Genomic DNA, 18,279 nt, shown 5'->3' with positions numbered 1-18,279 from the left:
TAATTGTGAAACACAATCAGCAGACCTTGCATCGCCACGCATCAAGCGGCAGCTGAAAAGCATCATCAGCCAGTATTTTTTCAGCGCCACTCGCATTTCGTCGCCATTTGAAAAGATCATGCATTGAAAAAAATATTTCCTTCCCAGTTCAACTTCGACAGCTTGCGTGTTCGCTTGCTGGTCCTAGTATTGCTCGCTATTGTGCCTCCAGTCATCTTGACCGTATACGGCGCATGGAAGGAACGCCAGCAAGCCGTTCGCATGGCAGAAGACAACCTCCAGCAATTGACGCAATTAGCCGCCACCAGCGAAGCCCGCTCAATTGAAGGAGCACGACAATTACTCACCGTACTGTCCGTCGTACCGGAGCTGCGCGGCAGCCCCAAGGCTTGCAGCCAGTTCCTCGAAACCATTCTTAAGAAGAATGAAGGCTACGTCAATTTCGGTCTGATCCAATTGAATGGTGACGTTAGCTGCAGCGCCCTGCCACTGACTGAAAAAATCAATCTGGGAGATCGTCCACATTTTCAGCGCGCAGTGCGTAACCGCACATTCTCCGCTGGTGATTATGTTCTTGGCCGCACAGCGCGCAAGCACACGATCAATCTGACTTATCCGATTTTCAATAACGCTGGCGAAGTGCAATCAGTTATCTTTGCAGCCCTCGATTTGAGCGTGCTGGATCGCTTTGTCAGCGACATCGAATTGCCAGCTGGTGCCGTGTTGGTGACTGCCGACAGCAATGGCACCATCATCGCCAGACGACCGAATCCCGAGAAATGGATAGGCACGCGCACACCGCAAACGCTATTCGACGTGATGATCAAAGTTGGCTTCGGCACTTCTGCCCTCACCGACTCTGATGGTATTACGCGACTGCATGCATTCGCCCCAGTCGGTACCAACAATATTTCCAACTTCAAGGTCAGCATAGGCATACCTATCGACGACATCGTCGCACCTGCAAACCATTTGCAGATGATGGAGCTGATTACGCTGGCCATCATTGCGCTGCTCGCACTAGTTGCAGCCTGGTTTGTTGGCGATGTCATCATCTTGCGTCGCGTTAAAGCACTAGTTCGCACCGCAGATCAAATCGCAGCTGGCAATCTGCAAGCGCGTACCGGCATCAAATACGGCAAGGAAGAGATCAGCCAATTAGCGCAAGCATTCGACAGCATGGTGATCTCGCTGCAGCAACACGAAACAGAACGCGAACAATCAAAAGCCATTCTGTTCGCAGAGAAAGAACGCGCGCAAGTCACATTGGAATCGATTGCCGATGCGGTTATCACCACCGACAATTTAGGCAATATCGAATACATGAATCCAGTCGCCGAGTCACTCACTGGCTGGACCAAAGCAGAAGCAGAAGGATTGCCATCCACACGCGTATTCAAAATCATCAACGGCCACACACGCGAACCGGTGCCGAATCCGGTGGAACTGGTATTCGAACAGCAAAGCAATGTGGAACTGATTAAAGACACGGTTCTACTCAGTCGCAACGGTATCGAATATGCAGTCGAAGATTCAGCAGCACCGATACGCAATCGCGAAGGCGAGATCATCGGCGTCGTCCTGGTTTTCCACGATGTCAGCGATTCGCGCAAGCTGGCTATCCAGCTATCGCATCAAGCGGCACACGATCCATTGACCGGACTCTTCAACCGTCGTGAATTCGAACGACGTTTGGAAGTAGCGATCGATACTCTTGGGCGCCAAACCAAGCAACATGCGCTGTTGTATATGGATCTGGATCAATTCAAGATCGTCAACGACACCTGCGGTCATAGTTCCGGCGATGAGTTACTGCGACAAATCACCGCCTTGCTGCAACCGCTGGTACGTGACAGTGATACGTTAGCGCGTTTGGGTGGTGATGAGTTCGGCGCCTTTCTTGAAAACTGCACGCCCGAATCAGCGGTACGTATTGCCGAAAAATTGCGCCAAACAATTTGTGATTTCCATTTTGTCTGGCAAGACAAAATCTTCCCTATCGGCGTCAGCATCGGCTTGGTCAACTTCAACAGTAATGCCTTGTCCCTGCCGGACTTACTCAGCGCTGCGGATACAGCATGTTATGTCGCAAAAGATACTGGCCGTAATCGCGTTCATATCTACCGCGCAGAAGATCATCAGCCAGCGGTCAAGCAAGGTGAAATAAAATGGAACGAGCGTATTCAAAAAGCATTTGAAAACGATAGCTTCCGCCTGTTCTCGCATGAGATCGTCAACATTCGTCCTGGCAAGAAAGATTTCTTCTTTGACGAATTACGTCTCTACATGGCTGATGATTCCGGCAAGCTGATTCCAACTTCGGCCTTCATCCCAGCGGCTGAGCGCTATCACTTCATGCCAACCATAGATCGTTGGGTAATACGTACCGTGTTTGCACGACAAGCAGCTGCCGTATTGAAATCGGATGGCAGCAGCCTGCATGTTCTTCTGATCAAAATATCTGGTACCTCACTCGACGATGAAAGCTTCGTCGACTTTGTACGCGAACAATTCATACACTTTGCACTGCCTTATGACTCGATTTGTTTTGCGATGGCAGAAACAACCGCTATCACCAACCTAACGCGTGCGTTGAGTTTTATCGATACATTGAAGCCACTTGGTTGCCGCTTTGCATTGGATGATTTCGGCAGCGGCATGTCCTCATTCGCCTATCTCAAACATCTCGATGTGGACTTCTTGAAGATTGATGGCAGCTACATCAAAGGCATGGAGAGCGACCCGGTCGATTTTGCCAAGATAGAGGCGATACAACACATTAGCAATGTGATGGGTATCAAAACAATCGCACCCAACGTAGATGATGAAGCGACTCTGAACAAGTTGAAAAGCGTAGGCATAGGTTACGTACAAAGCAGTACAGTCAATACCAAGAAAACGTTTTACCCACCTGCAGTCGACTAGAAAAACCAGCGCCCATAAAAAATCCTGTACGAAGGCAGCGTAATCGCATGCTTCGGTACAGGATGATCGTTATATCAAACCAGATTCGGACGATTCAAACGTCCATTTATTTTCTGGAAAACAAAAAACCTAGCACTAGGCCAAGACCGGCCGAGATGGTCACTGCACGCCACGGATTTTGATTTACAAAATCGTCCGTTGTGACAGCTACTTCCTTGGTTTTTTTCGCTGCGACGGAAGGCATTTCTTTTGCCTTAGTCAATGCAGTATCAAGGAATTCTACGTATTTCTTGCTCATCTCACCCGATTTATGTAGCGCTAGTTCCTTAGCCTCATGTGCCAATTCCTTTGCATCCTTGGACAAGGTTTTCAAATCGTGATTAACGCTATCTACTTTCGACTCCATGTTCAGCTCCTAAAAATTGAATTGAATTTGATCTGAGTATTCAACTGCAATAACACTGCCCTAACTCAAACAAGATAATTACGTCACTGATACGCGTACACGCTCACGCAAATTTTTCATCACTTCATGGTTTTGAATAACACCTTGATACTGACGCTCTACCACAGTACGTACATCAAGCGGCAAATCTTTTTCCAAAGCGCGGCGATAACTCTTGAGCGCCACATCTTCGCCACGTTCGCATTCATTCATAATGGTTTCATCGTCTTTTCCCATCAACGATGACTTGATATCTATCCAGCGGCGATGCAAAGTACCGCCTAGATTGCTTTTTGTTTCTAGATTGCCACCACGCGCAGTCACCAAGGTCTTCAGCTCCTGACCAGCGGCACTACAACCTGCTGCAAGCGTCAGAAATGGTTGCTTCAATTGACTGTCGCCAATATCTTCCGCACAGGTTTTAAAACCCTCTTCACCGTCTTTACATGTCTCGATTAGATCGTTGAGAGTTGAAATTACATCATCTTTCATCATCATTCCTTTCAGAAAACATCAAGTCCAGCCCTCATGTTTTCCTCACAAGAGCCGTAGAAGGTTCTGTCCAGCCTTATTTCGACAGTAAATCGGCGCTACTAATCCATCCAGTTGTAGAAATATTTTCTTCATCAGGAACACCGAAATATTCGGTATGAAGCAGGTGTGAATCTGAGAATATGAAGGAAAGCTGTGCATGACTCTGTTCGGCAACGCACATTAACGCCGATGTATTCAAGCCATGTCAGTTAGTCTCAGCTTCATATCAATTTCATTCAAGACAGTGAAGTTTTGACACCTGCAAATTCAAGTTTCCGTCCAGCAAGGTACAATGTCGTCAAGCATTTAGTATGCTGGGCAATTGATTAATAGGCATTGCCAGCATCAATATTCCTGCCTTCAAGACGGCAAGAATTATCGAAATACCAATTCAAGATTCATTTACTAAATGAACATAAGTGCGGTGACTGTTGATCTCATCAGCAAAGAATCATGCTGAATGACACATTAAGAAACCTTGCAAATCTCGCATTAAAACAGTCTGCCTGATTAAATGAATAAAGCCTTTTTATGCTGACCGCACATTACGATTCATTACTAGTCTCGATTTCGTTACTGGTCGCTATCCTCGCCTCATATACCGCTCTGGATATGGCAGGAAGAATCAATTCAACGTCCGAAAAAAGTGCCACTTGGTGGCTCGCCGGCGGTGCGACTGCTATGGGCATAGGCATTTGGTCCATGCACTTCATCGGCATGCTATCGTTCAATCTTCCTATCCCGCTCGGATACGACCTCGGCATTACCTTTCTGTCGCTGCTGATTGCCATCGTTGCTTCTGGATTTGCCTTGTGGCGCATCAGCCAACCTCAACTCCCGATGATGCAATTGGCGGGCAGCGCCGTATTGATGGGCATTGCCATCGCATCCATGCACTACACCGGTATGGCTGCGATGCGTATGGAACCTGGCATCGAATACGATCCACTGCTTTTTACTCTGTCGGTTGTCATCGCCATTACTGCTTCTGGTGCTGCCTTGTGGATTGCGTTCCTGCTACGCAGAAATACACCGCACGTCAAACGTTCACGTGCAATGGCTGCAGTTGTCATGGGTATTGCCATCATCGGCATGCACTACACCGGCATGGCTGCAGCAAACTTCCCTATCGGCAGCATCTGTAGCGCCGCTAGAGAAGGTGTCGGTCCTGGCTGGTTGGCGATAGTCGTGATTGTCGTAACGCTGGCGGTGCTGGCAATTGCCTTGCTGACTTCCGTCCTCGATGCACGACTGGAATCGCAAACAGGAAAATTGGTCAAGTCACTGGCACTGGCTAATCAGGAGTTGACCAAGCAAGCGCTCCAAGACAATCTGACCAAACTACCGAACCGTACTCTGCTGGAAGACCGACTTGATCAAATGTTGCACAAGGCTGTGCGCGAACAAGGTCGCTTTGCCGTGATGTTTATCGATCTCGATGGATTCAAGGCTATCAATGATTCGCTCGGGCACCATATTGGCGACCTGTTATTGGTTGACGTTGCACAACGCATACGCAATAGCATCAGAGCACAGGATACTGCTGCCCGTTTAGGCGGCGATGAATTCGTCATGCTGATTGAAGTAAGCGAGCCAGAAGATGCGGCCTCAGTCGCAGACAAATTGTGCGGCATGCTCAACCAACCTTTCCAGATATCCCAATACAACCTGGGCATCTCAGCCAGCATTGGCATTGCCGTTTATCCGGAAGATGGCAAGACGCGTCACGACCTGCTCATCCATGCAGACGCAGCCATGTATCACACCAAAAGCACGGGACGAAACGGCTATCACTTTTTTGAAACGTCGATGAATACCAATGCGCATAATCAATTGCAATTGATACAGGATTTGCGCGCAGCACTGGAGCACAAGGAATTCTGCCTGCACTACCAACCCAAGTTCAATACGTCTGACGGTATTGTCGTTGGTGCAGAAGCACTGCTGCGTTGGCAGCATCCGGTACGCGGCATGATTGCACCTGGTGATTTTATTAGTCTGGCTGAAAAAACAGGATTGATTGTACCGATCGGCGAATGGGTGCTGGATGAGGCTTGTCGCCAAATGCGCGCATGGTATGACCAAGGCTATACACATTGGAAGGTCGCGGTTAATTTGTCTTCCGTGCAGTTCAGCAACGATAATTTGATTGATCTCGTACAGTCGACCTTGAAGCGCAACAACTTGCCTGCCACTTGCCTGATGCTGGAAGTGACAGAATCAACGGCCATGCACAATGTAGAAGCCAGCCTGACGATACTGGAGAAGCTGGTTAGCTTGGGTGTCGAAATTTCCATCGACGATTTCGGCACGGGTTATTCCAGCTTGCTGTATTTGAAACGTTTGCCAGCGACTGAGTTGAAGATTGATCGCGGTTTCATCAGTGATCTCGCGCATGGAACAGACGATGCCTCGATCGTTTCTGCCATTGTTGCCTTAGGCCGTTCGCTCAATCTGCGCATCGTTGCGGAAGGTGTAGAGACAGGAAAGCAGCAGGAATATCTGACGACATTGGGATGTGACACCTTGCAAGGCTATTTCATGGGACGCCCTGTAGGCTCGGAACAGTTCATGGCCGCCATCCACGCAGCTGAAATACTGCAAGCAAATCCTGGCTCAATACCAAATCCCAATATTCATGGCATGCAAGCTATCTGATGCTCATTTTATGCAGTAAGCAAGAGCGAGCTGATCAGGTAATCGCGCACTGTAATGCCACGACTCATGCAGGAACATGTATTGCGATAAATCCTGGCTCCGTCCGATATCGGCAGCGATCGCTTCAGGCAGAATAGGAATCCAGGCGACAATGGCTACCGCTGCCATTGCTGTAAATAGAACAAGCGTAATAGCTGCAAGGAGAAGATGGAAGATATGCGAATTATTTGCATGACTCATATAACCTCCATTTACAAATTCAGCTCGAATTGATATCGCTTATTGCGATAAGAAAGGCTGACTATATGAGTCCCTTTCGCTTGCAGTCTGTACGCTTTCTCACTTAATCAGCCAACTTATTCTCCTGCACCAATCTGTTTAACGAGCACACAAACAAAAAGGCCTTGCTTCTCAGCAAGGCCTTTTTAACTTGAAACAAATCGCAGCAATTACAACTGCGGATTCAACTTCTCGATTTTCGAGTGCAGCTTATTCAGCGCAGAAATATATGCTTTGGCCGATGCAACCACAATATCCAGATCAGCGCCAACACCATTCACAATACGTCCAGCTTTGGACAAACGCATCGTTACTTCGCCTTGTGACTCGGTACCAGTAGTAATGGCATTGACTGAAAACAAGAGCAATTCAGCGCCGCTGGCGACTTTAGATTCAATCGCGTTCACGATGGCATCGACTGGGCCATTGCCCTCGCCTTTGCAGTTCTCTTCTTTACCATCTACGGTAAAGACGACATTCGCTGCAGGCTTCACGCCGGTTGCTGATTGCTGTGACAAGGATACAAAGCTGTAGTATTCCTTTTCGTGCGAATGCTGTTCATCGGACACCAAGGCCATGATGTCTTCGTCGAAGATATCTGATTTGCGATCAGCCAATTCCTTGAAGCGCACAAAAGCTGCATCCATGTCTGCGCCGGAATCCAAGGTGATACCCAGCTCGTCCAGACGTTGCTTGAATGCATTGCGACCAGACAATTTACCCAACACAATCTTATTGGTCGCCCAGCCCACATCTTCGGCACGCATGATTTCATAAGTGTCACGCGCTTTCAGCACGCCATCCTGATGAATACCGGAAGCATGTGCAAATGCATTCGCACCGACCACTGATTTATTCGGCTGTACGGCAAAACCTGTAATTTGCGATACCAGTTTGGATGTCGGCACAATCTGCGTCGTATCGATGCCGACTTCTAGATTGAAGTGATCCTTGCGGGTACGTACAGCCATCACGATTTCTTCCAGCGCAGTATTACCAGCGCGCTCGCCCAAACCGTTGATGGTACATTCAACCTGACGTGCGCCGCCTATCATCACACCAGCCAGTGAATTCGCTACCGCCATGCCGAGATCGTTGTGGCAATGCACGGACCATACGGCCTTGTCCGAGTTGGGAATACGCTCACGCAAGGTCTTCAACATATTGCCGTACAAACCAGGCACACCGTAACCAACCGTATCGGCAAAATTGATCGTGGTTGCGCCTTCCTTGATGACCGCTTCAATCACGCGGCACAGGAAGTCGATATCCGAGCGACTACCATCTTCCGGGCTGAATTCAACATCATCCGTAAAGTTACGTGCGTAACGCACTGCCATCTTGGCTTGTTCAAAAACCTGATCCGGCGTCATGCGCAACTTCTTCTCCATGTGCAAAGGAGATGTCGCGAGGAAGGTATGAATACGTTTGCGTTCAGCTGGTGCCAGCGCTTCTGCCGCGCGTGCAATATCCTTGTCATTGGCACGCGACAGAGAACAAATCGTCGCGTCCTTGATGATGCCGGAAATAGCATGTATGGATTCGAAATCGCCTTGCGAAGCCGCCGCAAAACCAGCTTCGATAATATCGACCTTCAAACGTTCGAGCTGTCTGGCAATACGGATTTTTTCATCCTTCGTCATCGATGCGCCGGGCGATTGTTCACCGTCACGCAAAGTCGTGTCGAAAATGATGAGTTTGTTTGATGGATTAGCAGACATGTTTTATTCCTTGGGAATTGCTCTGTTTATATCGTTTTACTACTCTTCCGCGGCAACAGAAACACGGAAGAGATACAACGTAATCAATGATCGTCGTGTGGTTCAAGTTCTGTTTGCACAATGCTGCTCACCGGCTTGCCTTTAGCCATGCGCCAGAAGTAAACACAGTAGCCCGACAAGCCATACATGACGAACAAACCAAACAGCACTTTAGGCGGATCGCTCGATATCGCTACGAAAGCCAGAACAATCAGGAAGATGCCTATGAACGGCACCGACTTACGGAAATTGATGTCCTTGAAGCTGTAGAACGGAACATTCGTCACCATCGTCAGACCCGCATACAAGGTGATACCCCATGCGATCCAGCTCAGATCAGGTCCAGCAAAACCGAGGTCCTGCATCAGCCAGATGAAGCCGGCAACGAGGGCCGCTGCCGCCGGGCTAGGCAAGCCCTGGAAGTAACGTTTATCAACGACAGCAATATTCGTATTGAAACGGGCCAGTCGCAAGGCACCGCCAGCGCAATAGACGAATGCCGCCAGCCAACCCAGCTTACCCATGTCTTGCAAGGCCCAGACGTACACTACCAAGGCCGGTGCAGCGCCAAAGGAAACCATATCAGCCAGACTATCGTATTGCGCACCGAATTCGCTCTGTGTATTCGTCAAGCGCGCCACACGACCATCCACGGCATCCAGCACCATCGCGGCAAAAATCGCGATCGCTGCATAATCAAACTTATGACTCATCGCCATCACGATGGCATAGAACCCGCAAAACAGTCCTGCGGTCGTAAATGCATTCGGTAACAGATAAATACCACGCCGACGCAAGGTTGGTCTCGGCATGATGGTTTCGCCCAAATCCTGCTGCAGAATCTGGTTGCTGCGCGCAAGTCTGCCCAACGGACGGACCTTGGTAAAAGGAGCTTTGCTATTTTTCGCTTTTCGACGATTGAAACTTGACATGCGAATCCCGTTTTCAGGTAGCTGTGTGGGTGGAAGATCAGGAGTCGTAGTGTATCAGACGGGCAATGCAACCGGCAGGCAGAGCTTGCAAACATGTCGTAAATCTTGCCCAAAACAAAGGCGGAAATGACAACGCCGCTGCATGAGCAAGCGGCGTATGAACAGATTTTATGTTGCGGCACACCATCGGTGCCGTATTGAAGCAAATGTGCCTCAATACGACATTAAACTTTTAACGAAATTTGACTTTGCCCACGACGCGCATGGTCAAGGTTGTTTCGCCCGGCTCAAAGCTAGGCTCTTCAACTGGAGCCGCATCTGCAGCCATCGCTGAACGCATCATCATTTTTGGTGCTGCGGCTTCCTGCGCATAATTACCAGAACCTTCGAAATCAACGGTATCCAACACCGCATCTGCAGGATTACGGCCCATTGCACGTGCAATCGATGCAATGCGCTCAGTCAGGTTCTTATACGTGGCATCGATGCGTTGCGCATCCAGTTTTTTGGCAGTGGCATCGGTCAGACCGAATTGCAGACCACTCAAGGCCAATACACCTTGTGCAGTGGCGACTGTTTTTGGCAAAGCGCTCAGGTTAGTGGTCTTTACCTCCAGATACTGGCCGACGCGCCAGCTGGTAGGCTGCCGTGCCTTGTTGCTTTGACGCGGCTGATCTTCCGGATAAACGGCATAGGTGTAATAGCCACGCGTCGTCAGAACTGCTTGCGGATCTGCTTTTCTGACAATGTCCATGCCCTGCTTCATTTTTTGATTTACACGCGAAGCTGCAGCTGATTTGTCCTTGTCTTGCTCTTCAACTAGCAAGGTCAACTGTGCTTGGTCATTGGCATGTTTAACTTCACCATAAGCAGGAACGACGACTAAGGTGCCGCTGGTTTGCATAGGTGTTTGTGCAAAAGATGTCGCGCTCGCGGCAACACAGCTCAAGGCAAGGAAAAGATTTTTTAATCGTGACATTGGATATCTCCCAAAAACGTAAAAGAAAGGCAAGCTGGCAGTTCGACAGTAAGCTTATTTGCTAAGTTCTTTCTGAATGGCAATCGTCACACTTTTTTACAAGATCGGTAAACGAAAAAAGCTGCGCCTGAGCGCAGCTTTTTATTGTATGCGGCTTTCACTGAAAGCCGCATAGCGTCGCATCGAGCAAGAATATTAGTTCTTGGTTTGATCTACCAGTTTGTTTTTTGCAATCCAAGGCATCATAGCGCGCAATTTTGCACCAACTTGTTCGATTTGATGCTCGGAATTCAAACGACGACGGGAGATCAGCGTAGGTGCGCCAGCCTTGTTTTCAAGGATGAAGCTCTTCGCGTATTCGCCGGTTTGAATGTCTTTCAGGCATTGGCGCATTGCGTTTTTGGTGTCTTCGGTCACGATGCGTGGGCCGGTGACGTATTCGCCGTATTCTGCATTGTTCGAGATCGAGTAGTTCATGTTGGCGATGCCGCCTTCATAGATCAGATCGACGATCAATTTCAGTTCGTGCAAGCATTCGAAGTAAGCCATTTCCGGAGCGTAACCAGCTTCGGTCAATGTTTCGAAACCAGCTTTGATCAGTTCAACCGCGCCACCGCACAGAACAGCTTGTTCACCGAACAAATCGGTTTCTGTTTCTTCACGGAAGTTGGTTTCGATGATGCCGGCACGGCCACCGCCGTTAGCCATTGAGTACGACAAAGCGATGTCGCGAGCGACGCCGGATTTGTCTTGGTACACAGCGATCAGGTGAGGAACGCCGCCGCCTTGTGCATAAGTACCGCGCACTGTGTGGCCTGGTGCTTTAGGAGCAACCATGATCACGTCCAGATCGGCGCGTGGCACGACTTGACCGTAGTGCACGTTGAAGCCGTGAGCGAATGCCAACACTGCGCCTTGTTTAGCGTGTGGAGCAATGTTTTCGTTGTAAACCTGAGCGATGTTTTCATCTGGCAGCAAGATCATGATGACGTCAGCTGCTTTGACTGCATCGTTAACTTCAGCAACGTTCAGACCAGCTTTCGCTACTTTGTCCCATGAAGCGCCGCCTTTACGCAGACCGACTGTCACTTTGACGCCGGAATCGTTCAAATTTTGCGCGTGTGCGTGGCCTTGCGAACCGTAACCGATGATGGCAACGTTTTTACCTTTGATCAGCGACAGATCACAATCTTTATCGTAGAAAACTTTCATGATGTTCCTAAATTGATGTTGTTGGTGTGAATGAACTACTTAAACTTTGAGTATGCGTTCGCCGCGACCGATACCGGAGCCGCCCGTACGGACAGTTTCCAGAATCGCCGTGCGATCGATCGAATCGATAAACGCGTCGAGCTTGGTTTTGTTACCGGTCAACTCGATGGTGTAAGTCTTGTCCGTGACGTCGATGATACGACCGCGGAAGATATCCGCAGTACGTTTCATTTCTTCACGTTCCTTGCCGACTGCACGTATCTTGATGAGCATGAGCTCACGTTCGATAAACGCACCTTCGGTCAGGTCGACTACTTTCACCACTTCGATCAAACGGTTCAAATGCTTGGTGATTTGCTCAATCACATCGTCCGAGCCGCTGGTGACGATCGTCATCCGCGACAAGGTTGCATCTTCGGTTGGGGCCACGGTCAACGTTTCAATGTTGTAACCACGCGCGGAGAACAGACCAACTACGCGCGACAAGGCACCCGCTTCATTTTCCAGTAAAACAGAAACGATATGGCGCATCACAGATCCTCCGAACCCAACAGCATTTCAGTCAAACCCTTACCTGTCTTGACCATAGGCCAGACATTTTCGGTTTGATCCGTAATGAAATTCATGAATACCAAACGGTCTTTCATATCGAACGCTTCTTTCAATGCGCCATCGACATCAGCCGGATTTTCGATCTTCATACCGACGTGACCGTAAGACTCAACCAGCTTGTTAAAGTCTGGCAGAGAATCCATGTAGGACTCGGAATAACGCGAACCGTATTCAAGCTGTTGCCACTGACGAACCATACCGAGGAAACGATTGTTCAACAGAATGATTTTTGGTGTCAGGTGATATTGCTTACAAGTCGCCAATTCTTGAATACACATCTGGATCGATGCTTCACCAGTGATACAGGCAACGGTTGCATCAGGATTGGCCATCTGCACGCCCATGGCGTACGGCAAGCCCACACCCATGGTGCCCAAGCCACCGGAATTGATCCAGCGACGTGGTTTATCGAATGGATAGTATTGTGCCGCCCACATTTGATGCTGACCGACGTCCGAGGTAATGAAGGCATCGCCCTTGGTGATGTCCCAGACTTTCTGGATCACCGATTGCGGCTTGATCACTTCGGTCGAGTCGGCAAACTTCAGGCATTCGCGTTTGCGCCATTCGTTGATCTGCTTCCACCATGCGGACAGCGCAACGCTGTTCGGCTTGGCTTCAGCGGCATCCAGTTGTGCCAGCAATTCAACCAGCACTTCCTTGACGTTGCCGACGATAGGAATATCAACCTTGACGCGTTTCGAAATCGACGATGGGTCGATGTCGATGTGAATGATTTTGCGCGGGTTCGACGAAAAATGTTTTGGATTGCCGATCACACGGTCATCGAAGCGCGCACCGATCGCGATCATCACGTCGGAGTGCTGCATAGCCATATTGGCTTCGTAAGTACCGTGCATACCTGGCATACCGACAAACTTGTCGCTCGATGCTTTGTACGCGCCCAAACCCATCAAGGTGTTGGTGCATGGGTAACCGAGTTTGTCGACCAGACGATTCAGCTCTTCGGATGCATTGGCCAGAATCACGCCGCCGCCGGTATAAATCATCGGACGTTCGGCTTGCAGCAATAATTGCACCGCTTTGCGGATTTGACCGGAATGACCTTTGTCGACTGGTTTGTACGAACGCATTTCGACTTCCTTCGGATATTCGAAGGTCGTCTTGTGCATCGTGATGTCTTTAGGGATGTCGATCAGCACCGGACCTGGACGGCCGGTAGTAGCGATGTAGAAAGCCTTCTTCATCGTCGCTGCGAGATCTTTGACATCCTTGACGAGGAAATTGTGTTTGACGCATGGACGGGTAATCCCGACCGTATCGCACTCCTGGAACGCATCCAGACCAATCGCGTGCGAAGGCACTTGACCGGAAATGATGATCATTGGAATGGAGTCCATATACGCAGTAGCCAGACCAGTGACAGCATTGGTTACACCTGGACCGGAGGTCACAAGGCAAACGCCGACTTTATTGGAGCTACGGGAATATGCGTCAGCAGCATGCACGGCAGCCTGCTCGTGGCGTACCAAGATATGCTGGAATTTGCTGTGGCTGAAGATCGCGTCGTAGATGTACAGCACTGCGCCACCAGGATAGCCGAACACATGTTCAACACCTTCTTCGGCCAGGCAACGTACGACGATTTCTGCGCCGGTGATTTCTTCACCGATTTTATTACTGTTAACTGCAGTAGTACTTGCGTCTGAGGTCATGCTAACGTCCTTTCAAGGTCCATTGGAAATTGATCGGATGCTCTCTCCTGATGAAACCGCTCAATGCGACAGTGCTTAGGCATTCCTTTTTTGTGCGGTCACGCCAATTCGTCACACATCTGTGAATGTGTTTCAAAAAGACGCTTAACGCGACTCGTTCAGCCAGAGGTTCTGCAGCAATATGCGAATTTCTCGCGCTTGTGGCGCGGGTTAGAGCAAACAGCTTTCAAATTTTTGAAGCGCGTCTTCTAACAAAGTTGCATCATGCGCAACATGCTAAAAGACCATGGGTACCCTTTGAGATGGTAAGGGGAACGATACGTTACTGCGTTGCACAATTCTGGTCAAGCTAAATTCCAGAAAAGCTGTTTGGAATCAACGATTTTGCGTAAAAAGTACCCGCAAACGAGGCTTTTTTGCTAGCATGCCTGCAGTTTAAAAACGTGATCGTCGAATAATTGTTGAGACATCTCATCCCGAAACATCTTCGGCAGCGTTCTTTCGAATGCGCTGCATCCAATGGCAACTGATAAAGAACTTTCGGATTTTCTTGAAGATGTAGAACGCCGTGCTTTCAAGCAGGCGGTGTACGCTGTTCGTAAAGAAGAATCGGCGCTGGATATAGTCCAGGATGCCATGATCAAACTCGCTGAAAAATACGGTGACAAACCGGCAGCTGAGTTACCTATGCTGTTTCAGCGCATCTTGCAAAACACCATCCGCGATTATTTCCGCCGCGAAAAGGTCCGCTCCTCATGGATCAGCCTGTTTTCCAGCTTTGGCAACAAACAGGAAGACCAGGAAAATTTCGATGCGATGGATATGATAGAAGCGGAAGAAGGCAGCTATGGTGCCGAAACCGGTTTGGGCAAGTTGGAACGCAAGCAAGTACTCGAATTTATCGAGAATGAAGTACAAAATCTCCCCTCACGTCAACGAGAAGCCTTCCTGATGCGTTATTGGCAGGATCTGAACGTGGCAGAAACCGCCGCCATCATGGGATGCTCCGAAGGAAGTGTGAAAACACACTGCTCTCGTGCGACGCACGCTCTGGCCCAGGCGCTGAAAGCCAAAGGAATCTACTTATGAACACCAAAGACCTGAATCTCGCTTACAAACTAAGCCATGCGCTGGACGAAAGCGCCAATAATGTATCGGAAAAAACTGCCGAACGTCTGGCATCTGCGCGCAAGATGGCGTTATCACATAAAAAACAAGAGTCTAAGGCGACTGTATTTGTGCCGCAGGTGGCGCTCGCCGGTCATAGCAGCACGTCCTCACACAACAACCTCTGGGCCTGGTTAGGCCGCATGGGCTTGGCCGTACCGCTGGCTGCCTTGGTGTTCGGTTTGATAGGCATCTATCAATTTGAGCAACATCAGCAAATCATCGACTCCGCCTCCATTGATGCCGAAGTATTAACTGATGACTTGCCGCTGTCGGCTTATCTCGACCATGGTTTTGATGCATTTCTGGCAAAAGGGGATAAATAGGCATGAAGGTATGGACTTTTCCCCTGGATATACCTCATCTCGGGAAAATCGCTACATCCCTAGCAGTCTTGTCTCTTGCATACACTGGTGCAATACAGGCAATGCCGGCTGACGCACCTGCGCCACCAGTGCACGCACCGGCGCTGGCCGTCGCCGTGCCTCCAGCCAAACCGACTGCCAAACCCACCTCTGTAGCCAAAACCAGCGGCAACAAATCCGATTGGAACAAGTTAAGCCCTGCGCAAAAAACCGCTCTGGCACCACTGGCTGGCGATTGGAACAAGCTGGATTCCTTCCGCAGAGAAAAATGGCTGGAACTAGCAAATAGATTCACCACCATGTCGCCTAGCGATCAAGAACGCATGCAAGAACGTATGCGTGATTGGGTCAAGCTGACGCCTGACCAACGGCGCCTTGCCCGCGAAAACTATAACCGGGCAAAAAAACTCAACGCCGAACAAAAAACCAAGCAATGGGAAGAGTATCAACAACTCTCCGATGAAAAGAAAAAACAGTTGGCTGAAACCTCCCCACCCAAAAAACGCATAGTGAATCCACCGCGCCCACCTATCGGCAAGAATGCTGCGCAAGCGCAAGCAAAAGTAATATCAAAACCGATACCGACAAAACAACCGTTGCCGCGTGCAGAAGCAATTCAGCCGTCTTTGCCTATATCAACGCCTATACAAGCACCAGCTCCGACTCCTTCTCCTGCGCCTTGATTCTGACTCCATGCAATGCAATTGAATAATTCAGATACGCCTACAATCAAACGCCGTTTGACCACCATGATTTATGAAGGCGTGCTGTTATTTGGCGTCGTGGCGATTGCAGGCTTACTGTTCTCAACGATTTTTCAACAACGCAATGCCCTCTATCTGCGACATGCCTTGCAGTACTGGCTATTTTTTGTAGTAGGCGCTTATTTCGTCTGGTTCTGGATACATAGTGGCCAAACCTTGCCGATGAAAACCTGGCGCATCCGCCTCGTTACGATAGATGGCTATCCATTGGGCTTTAAACACGCCGTGGCGCGTTACCTCCTTGCATGGCTATGGTTCTTGCCAGGGCTTGCGATCGCATGGGCCTTGGACGCCAAAATGTGGACCGCGGTTGCCATTGTTCTGGCCAATGTCGCTGCCTGGTCCCTCGCTGCCTATATCCATCCAAGTCGACAGTTTTTACATGACCGCATCACCGGTACCAAACTGATCCAGGTCAGCAAGGTCCAATAAGAAATGCCATGTACGCCAGCTATATTGCTGGCGTGCGTCCATCGCAGCTCTCCGCTTCACCTTCATCTCACTCGTAATAAATAAAAATGTGAATCTTGCCCATTCACTGTAGTCCAAGTGGTATGTTGATTATTACAACTATAATTGCTTGTAATTTCAGTATTCATCTTGATGGACGGGCCATGCCTGACATGGCATTTTTGTTTAACCAAAAAGCGGAGAAGTCACATGGTAAAGAAACTGAAAAAAGCAACTAAATCAGGCAGCAAACAATTGAGCGATGGCGTACACGCCTCAGCCCAGCAAATCTGGCAAGCCGGTCTCGAAGCCTTTGCCAAGACACAACAAGAAGGCGAAAAAGTACTCGCCAAACTGGCAAAAAAAGGCAGCAGCCTGCACAAACGCACGCGAAAAATCGCTGAAAACAAAGTGGCCGATGTGTCGGATGGCTTGCTCAAACTCAGCAATAACGTAGGCAAACAGGCGTCCAGCTCATGGGACAAACTGGAACAGCTGATCGAAAACACAGTCGCTAACTCCCTCAATCATTTTGGTGTCTCAACCAAAAAAGAATTGGAAGCACTGCATAAGCGCATCGATACACTAACCAAAAAAGGCGCTGCAGCCGTCGGTGCAAAAAAACCGACGACGAAAAAGGCCGCAGGCAAAAAAATGGCTGCCAAGAAAACAGCAGCAAAGAAAGCCGTAGCGAAAAAGGTAGCGGCCAAACCAGCAGCAAAAAAGGCTCCAGCTAAGAAAGCGCCAGCCAAGAAGGCTGCAGCGAAAAAACCTGCAGCACGCAAAGCTGCAGTAAAAACTGCTTAACATTTAATCCTGACTAATATCTCGTATCGCAGGGTTTGCGCCTAGCGCAAACCCGCCCTCTACAGCATCAGAATACTCACTTCTCACCTATCTCCTTGTTTCGAAAATGAAATCTCTTTGTGTTTATTGCGGCTCTTCTTATGGAGCCAAACCGGTGTACGCTGAAGCTGCACGCACACTGGCAAAAGAAATGGTCGATCGTCAAATCACGTTGGTGTATGGTGGCGGCAACGTCGGCTTGATGGGCACCATCGCCAATGAAATCCTGCGTTTAGGCGGAGAAGCAACCGGCGTGATCCCGCAAGCCTTGATGGACAAGGAAGTCGGACACAAGCAATTAACCCATTTGCACGTCGTTAAAGACATGCATGAGCGCAAAGCCATGATGGCGGAACTGTCGGATGGATTTGTTGCGATGCCTGGCGGAATAGGCACGTTGGAAGAACTGTTTGAAATTCTCACCTGGTCACAACTCGGTTTTCATGAAAAACCGATAGGTGTCTTGAACGTAGATGGTTTCTACGACGGACTAATCGCCTTCTTGCAAAACCAGGTAGCACAAGGTTTTGTCAAAGCCAATCAAGCCGAATTGATGATGCATGAGAAGAATGCATCGGAACTGTTATATCGCTTGCAGAATTTTGTGCCGCAACCAAGCACCAAAGTACTGGATGCGCTCGCTGCCAAGACTTTATTGCCTTAGAAACGAGCGCC

17 protein-coding genes are annotated in these 18,279 nt (G+C 49.2%); 8 read left to right on the top strand and 9 right to left on the bottom strand.

Annotated features, from left to right (window positions below; all coding sequences use genetic code 11):
* Nucleotides 1–123 precede the first annotated feature (123 nt).
* Complete coding sequence (locus tag BQ6873_RS00970) at nucleotides 124–2,925, top strand: EAL domain-containing protein (RefSeq protein WP_076590981.1); 2,802 nt, start codon at nucleotides 124–126, stop codon at nucleotides 2,923–2,925.
* A gap of 106 nt (nucleotides 2,926–3,031) precedes the next feature.
* On the opposite strand, the gene BQ6873_RS00965 is transcribed toward BQ6873_RS00970, so the two are convergent.
* Both BQ6873_RS00965 and BQ6873_RS00960 read right to left on the bottom strand, forming a co-directional pair.
* Nucleotides 3,032–3,331 carry a DUF883 family protein gene (locus BQ6873_RS00965; protein ID WP_076590980.1) on the bottom strand — a complete coding sequence of 100 codons (300 nt, stop codon included), beginning with the start codon at nucleotides 3,329–3,331 and terminating at the stop codon, nucleotides 3,032–3,034.
* 78 nt (nucleotides 3,332–3,409) lie between these two features.
* Nucleotides 3,410–3,862: a PA2169 family four-helix-bundle protein gene (locus BQ6873_RS00960; RefSeq protein ID WP_197685194.1), complete on the bottom strand. Its 453-nt coding sequence runs from the start codon at nucleotides 3,860–3,862 to the stop codon at nucleotides 3,410–3,412.
* A gap of 573 nt (nucleotides 3,863–4,435) precedes the next feature.
* Here BQ6873_RS00960 and BQ6873_RS00955 point away from each other — a divergent pair.
* The gene (locus tag BQ6873_RS00955; RefSeq protein WP_076590979.1) at nucleotides 4,436–6,562 is read left to right on the top strand and encodes a putative bifunctional diguanylate cyclase/phosphodiesterase; all 2,127 of its coding nucleotides are present in this window, start codon (nucleotides 4,436–4,438) and stop codon (nucleotides 6,560–6,562) included.
* Between the two features lie 3 nt (nucleotides 6,563–6,565).
* Here the strand turns inward: BQ6873_RS00955 and BQ6873_RS00950 are convergent, their stop codons facing one another.
* From BQ6873_RS00950 to BQ6873_RS00920, 7 genes are all read right to left on the bottom strand, one after another.
* Complete coding sequence (locus BQ6873_RS00950) at nucleotides 6,566–6,802, bottom strand: hypothetical protein (RefSeq protein ID WP_076590978.1); 237 nt, start codon at nucleotides 6,800–6,802, stop codon at nucleotides 6,566–6,568.
* 209 nt (nucleotides 6,803–7,011) lie between these two features.
* Nucleotides 7,012–8,562, bottom strand: coding sequence for a 2-isopropylmalate synthase (locus BQ6873_RS00945; RefSeq protein ID WP_076590977.1), 1,551 nt, complete (start codon nucleotides 8,560–8,562; stop codon nucleotides 7,012–7,014).
* 83 nt (nucleotides 8,563–8,645) lie between these two features.
* Nucleotides 8,646–9,533, bottom strand: coding sequence for a CDP-diacylglycerol--serine O-phosphatidyltransferase (gene pssA, locus BQ6873_RS00940; protein ID WP_076590976.1), 888 nt, complete (start codon nucleotides 9,531–9,533; stop codon nucleotides 8,646–8,648).
* A gap of 232 nt (nucleotides 9,534–9,765) precedes the next feature.
* The gene (locus BQ6873_RS00935; protein ID WP_076590975.1) at nucleotides 9,766–10,512 is read right to left on the bottom strand and encodes an SIMPL domain-containing protein; all 747 of its coding nucleotides are present in this window, start codon (nucleotides 10,510–10,512) and stop codon (nucleotides 9,766–9,768) included.
* 195 nt (nucleotides 10,513–10,707) lie between these two features.
* Entirely contained in the window at nucleotides 10,708–11,724 is a 1,017-nt protein-coding gene (gene ilvC, locus BQ6873_RS00930; protein ID WP_076590974.1) for a ketol-acid reductoisomerase, read from the bottom strand.
* Nucleotides 11,725–11,763: 39 nt separating this feature from the next.
* On the bottom strand, nucleotides 11,764–12,255 hold the full coding sequence (gene ilvN / locus BQ6873_RS00925) for an acetolactate synthase small subunit (RefSeq protein ID WP_012080002.1): 492 nt from the start codon (nucleotides 12,253–12,255) through the stop codon (nucleotides 11,764–11,766).
* Nucleotides 12,255–14,012 carry an acetolactate synthase 3 catalytic subunit gene (locus BQ6873_RS00920; protein ID WP_076590973.1) on the bottom strand — a complete coding sequence of 586 codons (1,758 nt, stop codon included), beginning with the start codon at nucleotides 14,010–14,012 and terminating at the stop codon, nucleotides 12,255–12,257. The genes ilvN and BQ6873_RS00920 overlap by 1 nt, the downstream gene beginning before the upstream one ends.
* Before the next feature lie 519 nt (nucleotides 14,013–14,531).
* Between BQ6873_RS00920 and BQ6873_RS00915 the strand changes: the two genes are divergently transcribed.
* The 6 genes from BQ6873_RS00915 to BQ6873_RS00890 all read left to right on the top strand — a co-directional run bounded on the left by BQ6873_RS00915 (nucleotide 14,532) and on the right by BQ6873_RS00890 (nucleotide 18,268).
* Entirely contained in the window at nucleotides 14,532–15,101 is a 570-nt protein-coding gene (locus BQ6873_RS00915) for an RNA polymerase sigma factor (RefSeq protein ID WP_076590972.1), read from the top strand.
* Nucleotides 15,098–15,505 (top strand): DUF3619 family protein, encoded by a 408-nt coding sequence (locus BQ6873_RS00910; protein ID WP_076590971.1) that lies wholly within the window; start codon nucleotides 15,098–15,100, stop codon nucleotides 15,503–15,505. The genes BQ6873_RS00915 and BQ6873_RS00910 overlap by 4 nt, the downstream gene beginning before the upstream one ends.
* Nucleotides 15,506–15,573: 68 nt before the next feature.
* The gene (locus BQ6873_RS00905) at nucleotides 15,574–16,227 is read left to right on the top strand and encodes a DUF3106 domain-containing protein (RefSeq protein WP_231949176.1); all 654 of its coding nucleotides are present in this window, start codon (nucleotides 15,574–15,576) and stop codon (nucleotides 16,225–16,227) included.
* 15 nt (nucleotides 16,228–16,242) lie between these two features.
* On the top strand, nucleotides 16,243–16,740 hold the full coding sequence (locus BQ6873_RS00900) for an RDD family protein (protein WP_076590969.1): 498 nt from the start codon (nucleotides 16,243–16,245) through the stop codon (nucleotides 16,738–16,740).
* Nucleotides 16,741–16,968: 228 nt separating this feature from the next.
* Nucleotides 16,969–17,565 carry a phasin family protein gene (locus BQ6873_RS00895; protein WP_076590968.1) on the top strand — a complete coding sequence of 199 codons (597 nt, stop codon included), beginning with the start codon at nucleotides 16,969–16,971 and terminating at the stop codon, nucleotides 17,563–17,565.
* Nucleotides 17,566–17,671: 106 nt separating this feature from the next.
* Nucleotides 17,672–18,268 carry an LOG family protein gene (locus BQ6873_RS00890; RefSeq protein WP_076590967.1) on the top strand — a complete coding sequence of 199 codons (597 nt, stop codon included), beginning with the start codon at nucleotides 17,672–17,674 and terminating at the stop codon, nucleotides 18,266–18,268.
* The last annotated feature ends 11 nt before the right edge of the window (nucleotides 18,269–18,279 follow it).

This window comes from Herminiimonas arsenitoxidans (assembly GCF_900130075.1).
Classification (GTDB): Bacteria; Pseudomonadota; Gammaproteobacteria; order Burkholderiales; family Burkholderiaceae_D; genus Oxalicibacterium; species Oxalicibacterium arsenitoxidans.
Note: the sequence above shows the minus strand (reverse complement) of the source record. Positions and strands in the feature narration are given on the sequence as shown.

Coding starts and splice junctions, on each gene's coding strand:
- ilvN (WP_012080002.1), bottom strand. CDS start 12,255: ATGCGCCATATCGTTTCTGTTTTACTGGAAAATGAAGCGGGTGCCTTG.
- BQ6873_RS00950 (WP_076590978.1), bottom strand. CDS start 6,802: ATGAGTCATGCAAATAATTCGCATATCTTCCATCTTCTCCTTGCAGCT.
- BQ6873_RS00915 (WP_076590972.1), top strand. CDS start 14,532: ATGGCAACTGATAAAGAACTTTCGGATTTTCTTGAAGATGTAGAACGC.
- BQ6873_RS00965 (WP_076590980.1), bottom strand. CDS start 3,331: ATGGAGTCGAAAGTAGATAGCGTTAATCACGATTTGAAAACCTTGTCC.
- BQ6873_RS00960 (WP_197685194.1), bottom strand. CDS start 3,862: ATGAAAGATGATGTAATTTCAACTCTCAACGATCTAATCGAGACATGT.
- BQ6873_RS00895 (WP_076590968.1), top strand. CDS start 16,969: ATGGTAAAGAAACTGAAAAAAGCAACTAAATCAGGCAGCAAACAATTG.
- ilvC (WP_076590974.1), bottom strand. CDS start 11,724: ATGAAAGTTTTCTACGATAAAGATTGTGATCTGTCGCTGATCAAAGGT.
- pssA (WP_076590976.1), bottom strand. CDS start 9,533: ATGTCAAGTTTCAATCGTCGAAAAGCGAAAAATAGCAAAGCTCCTTTT.
- BQ6873_RS00900 (WP_076590969.1), top strand. CDS start 16,243: ATGCAATTGAATAATTCAGATACGCCTACAATCAAACGCCGTTTGACC.
- BQ6873_RS00910 (WP_076590971.1), top strand. CDS start 15,098: ATGAACACCAAAGACCTGAATCTCGCTTACAAACTAAGCCATGCGCTG.
- BQ6873_RS00935 (WP_076590975.1), bottom strand. CDS start 10,512: ATGTCACGATTAAAAAATCTTTTCCTTGCCTTGAGCTGTGTTGCCGCG.
- BQ6873_RS00945 (WP_076590977.1), bottom strand. CDS start 8,562: ATGTCTGCTAATCCATCAAACAAACTCATCATTTTCGACACGACTTTG.
- BQ6873_RS00890 (WP_076590967.1), top strand. CDS start 17,672: ATGAAATCTCTTTGTGTTTATTGCGGCTCTTCTTATGGAGCCAAACCG.
- BQ6873_RS00955 (WP_076590979.1), top strand. CDS start 4,436: ATGCTGACCGCACATTACGATTCATTACTAGTCTCGATTTCGTTACTG.
- BQ6873_RS00920 (WP_076590973.1), bottom strand. CDS start 14,012: ATGACCTCAGACGCAAGTACTACTGCAGTTAACAGTAATAAAATCGGT.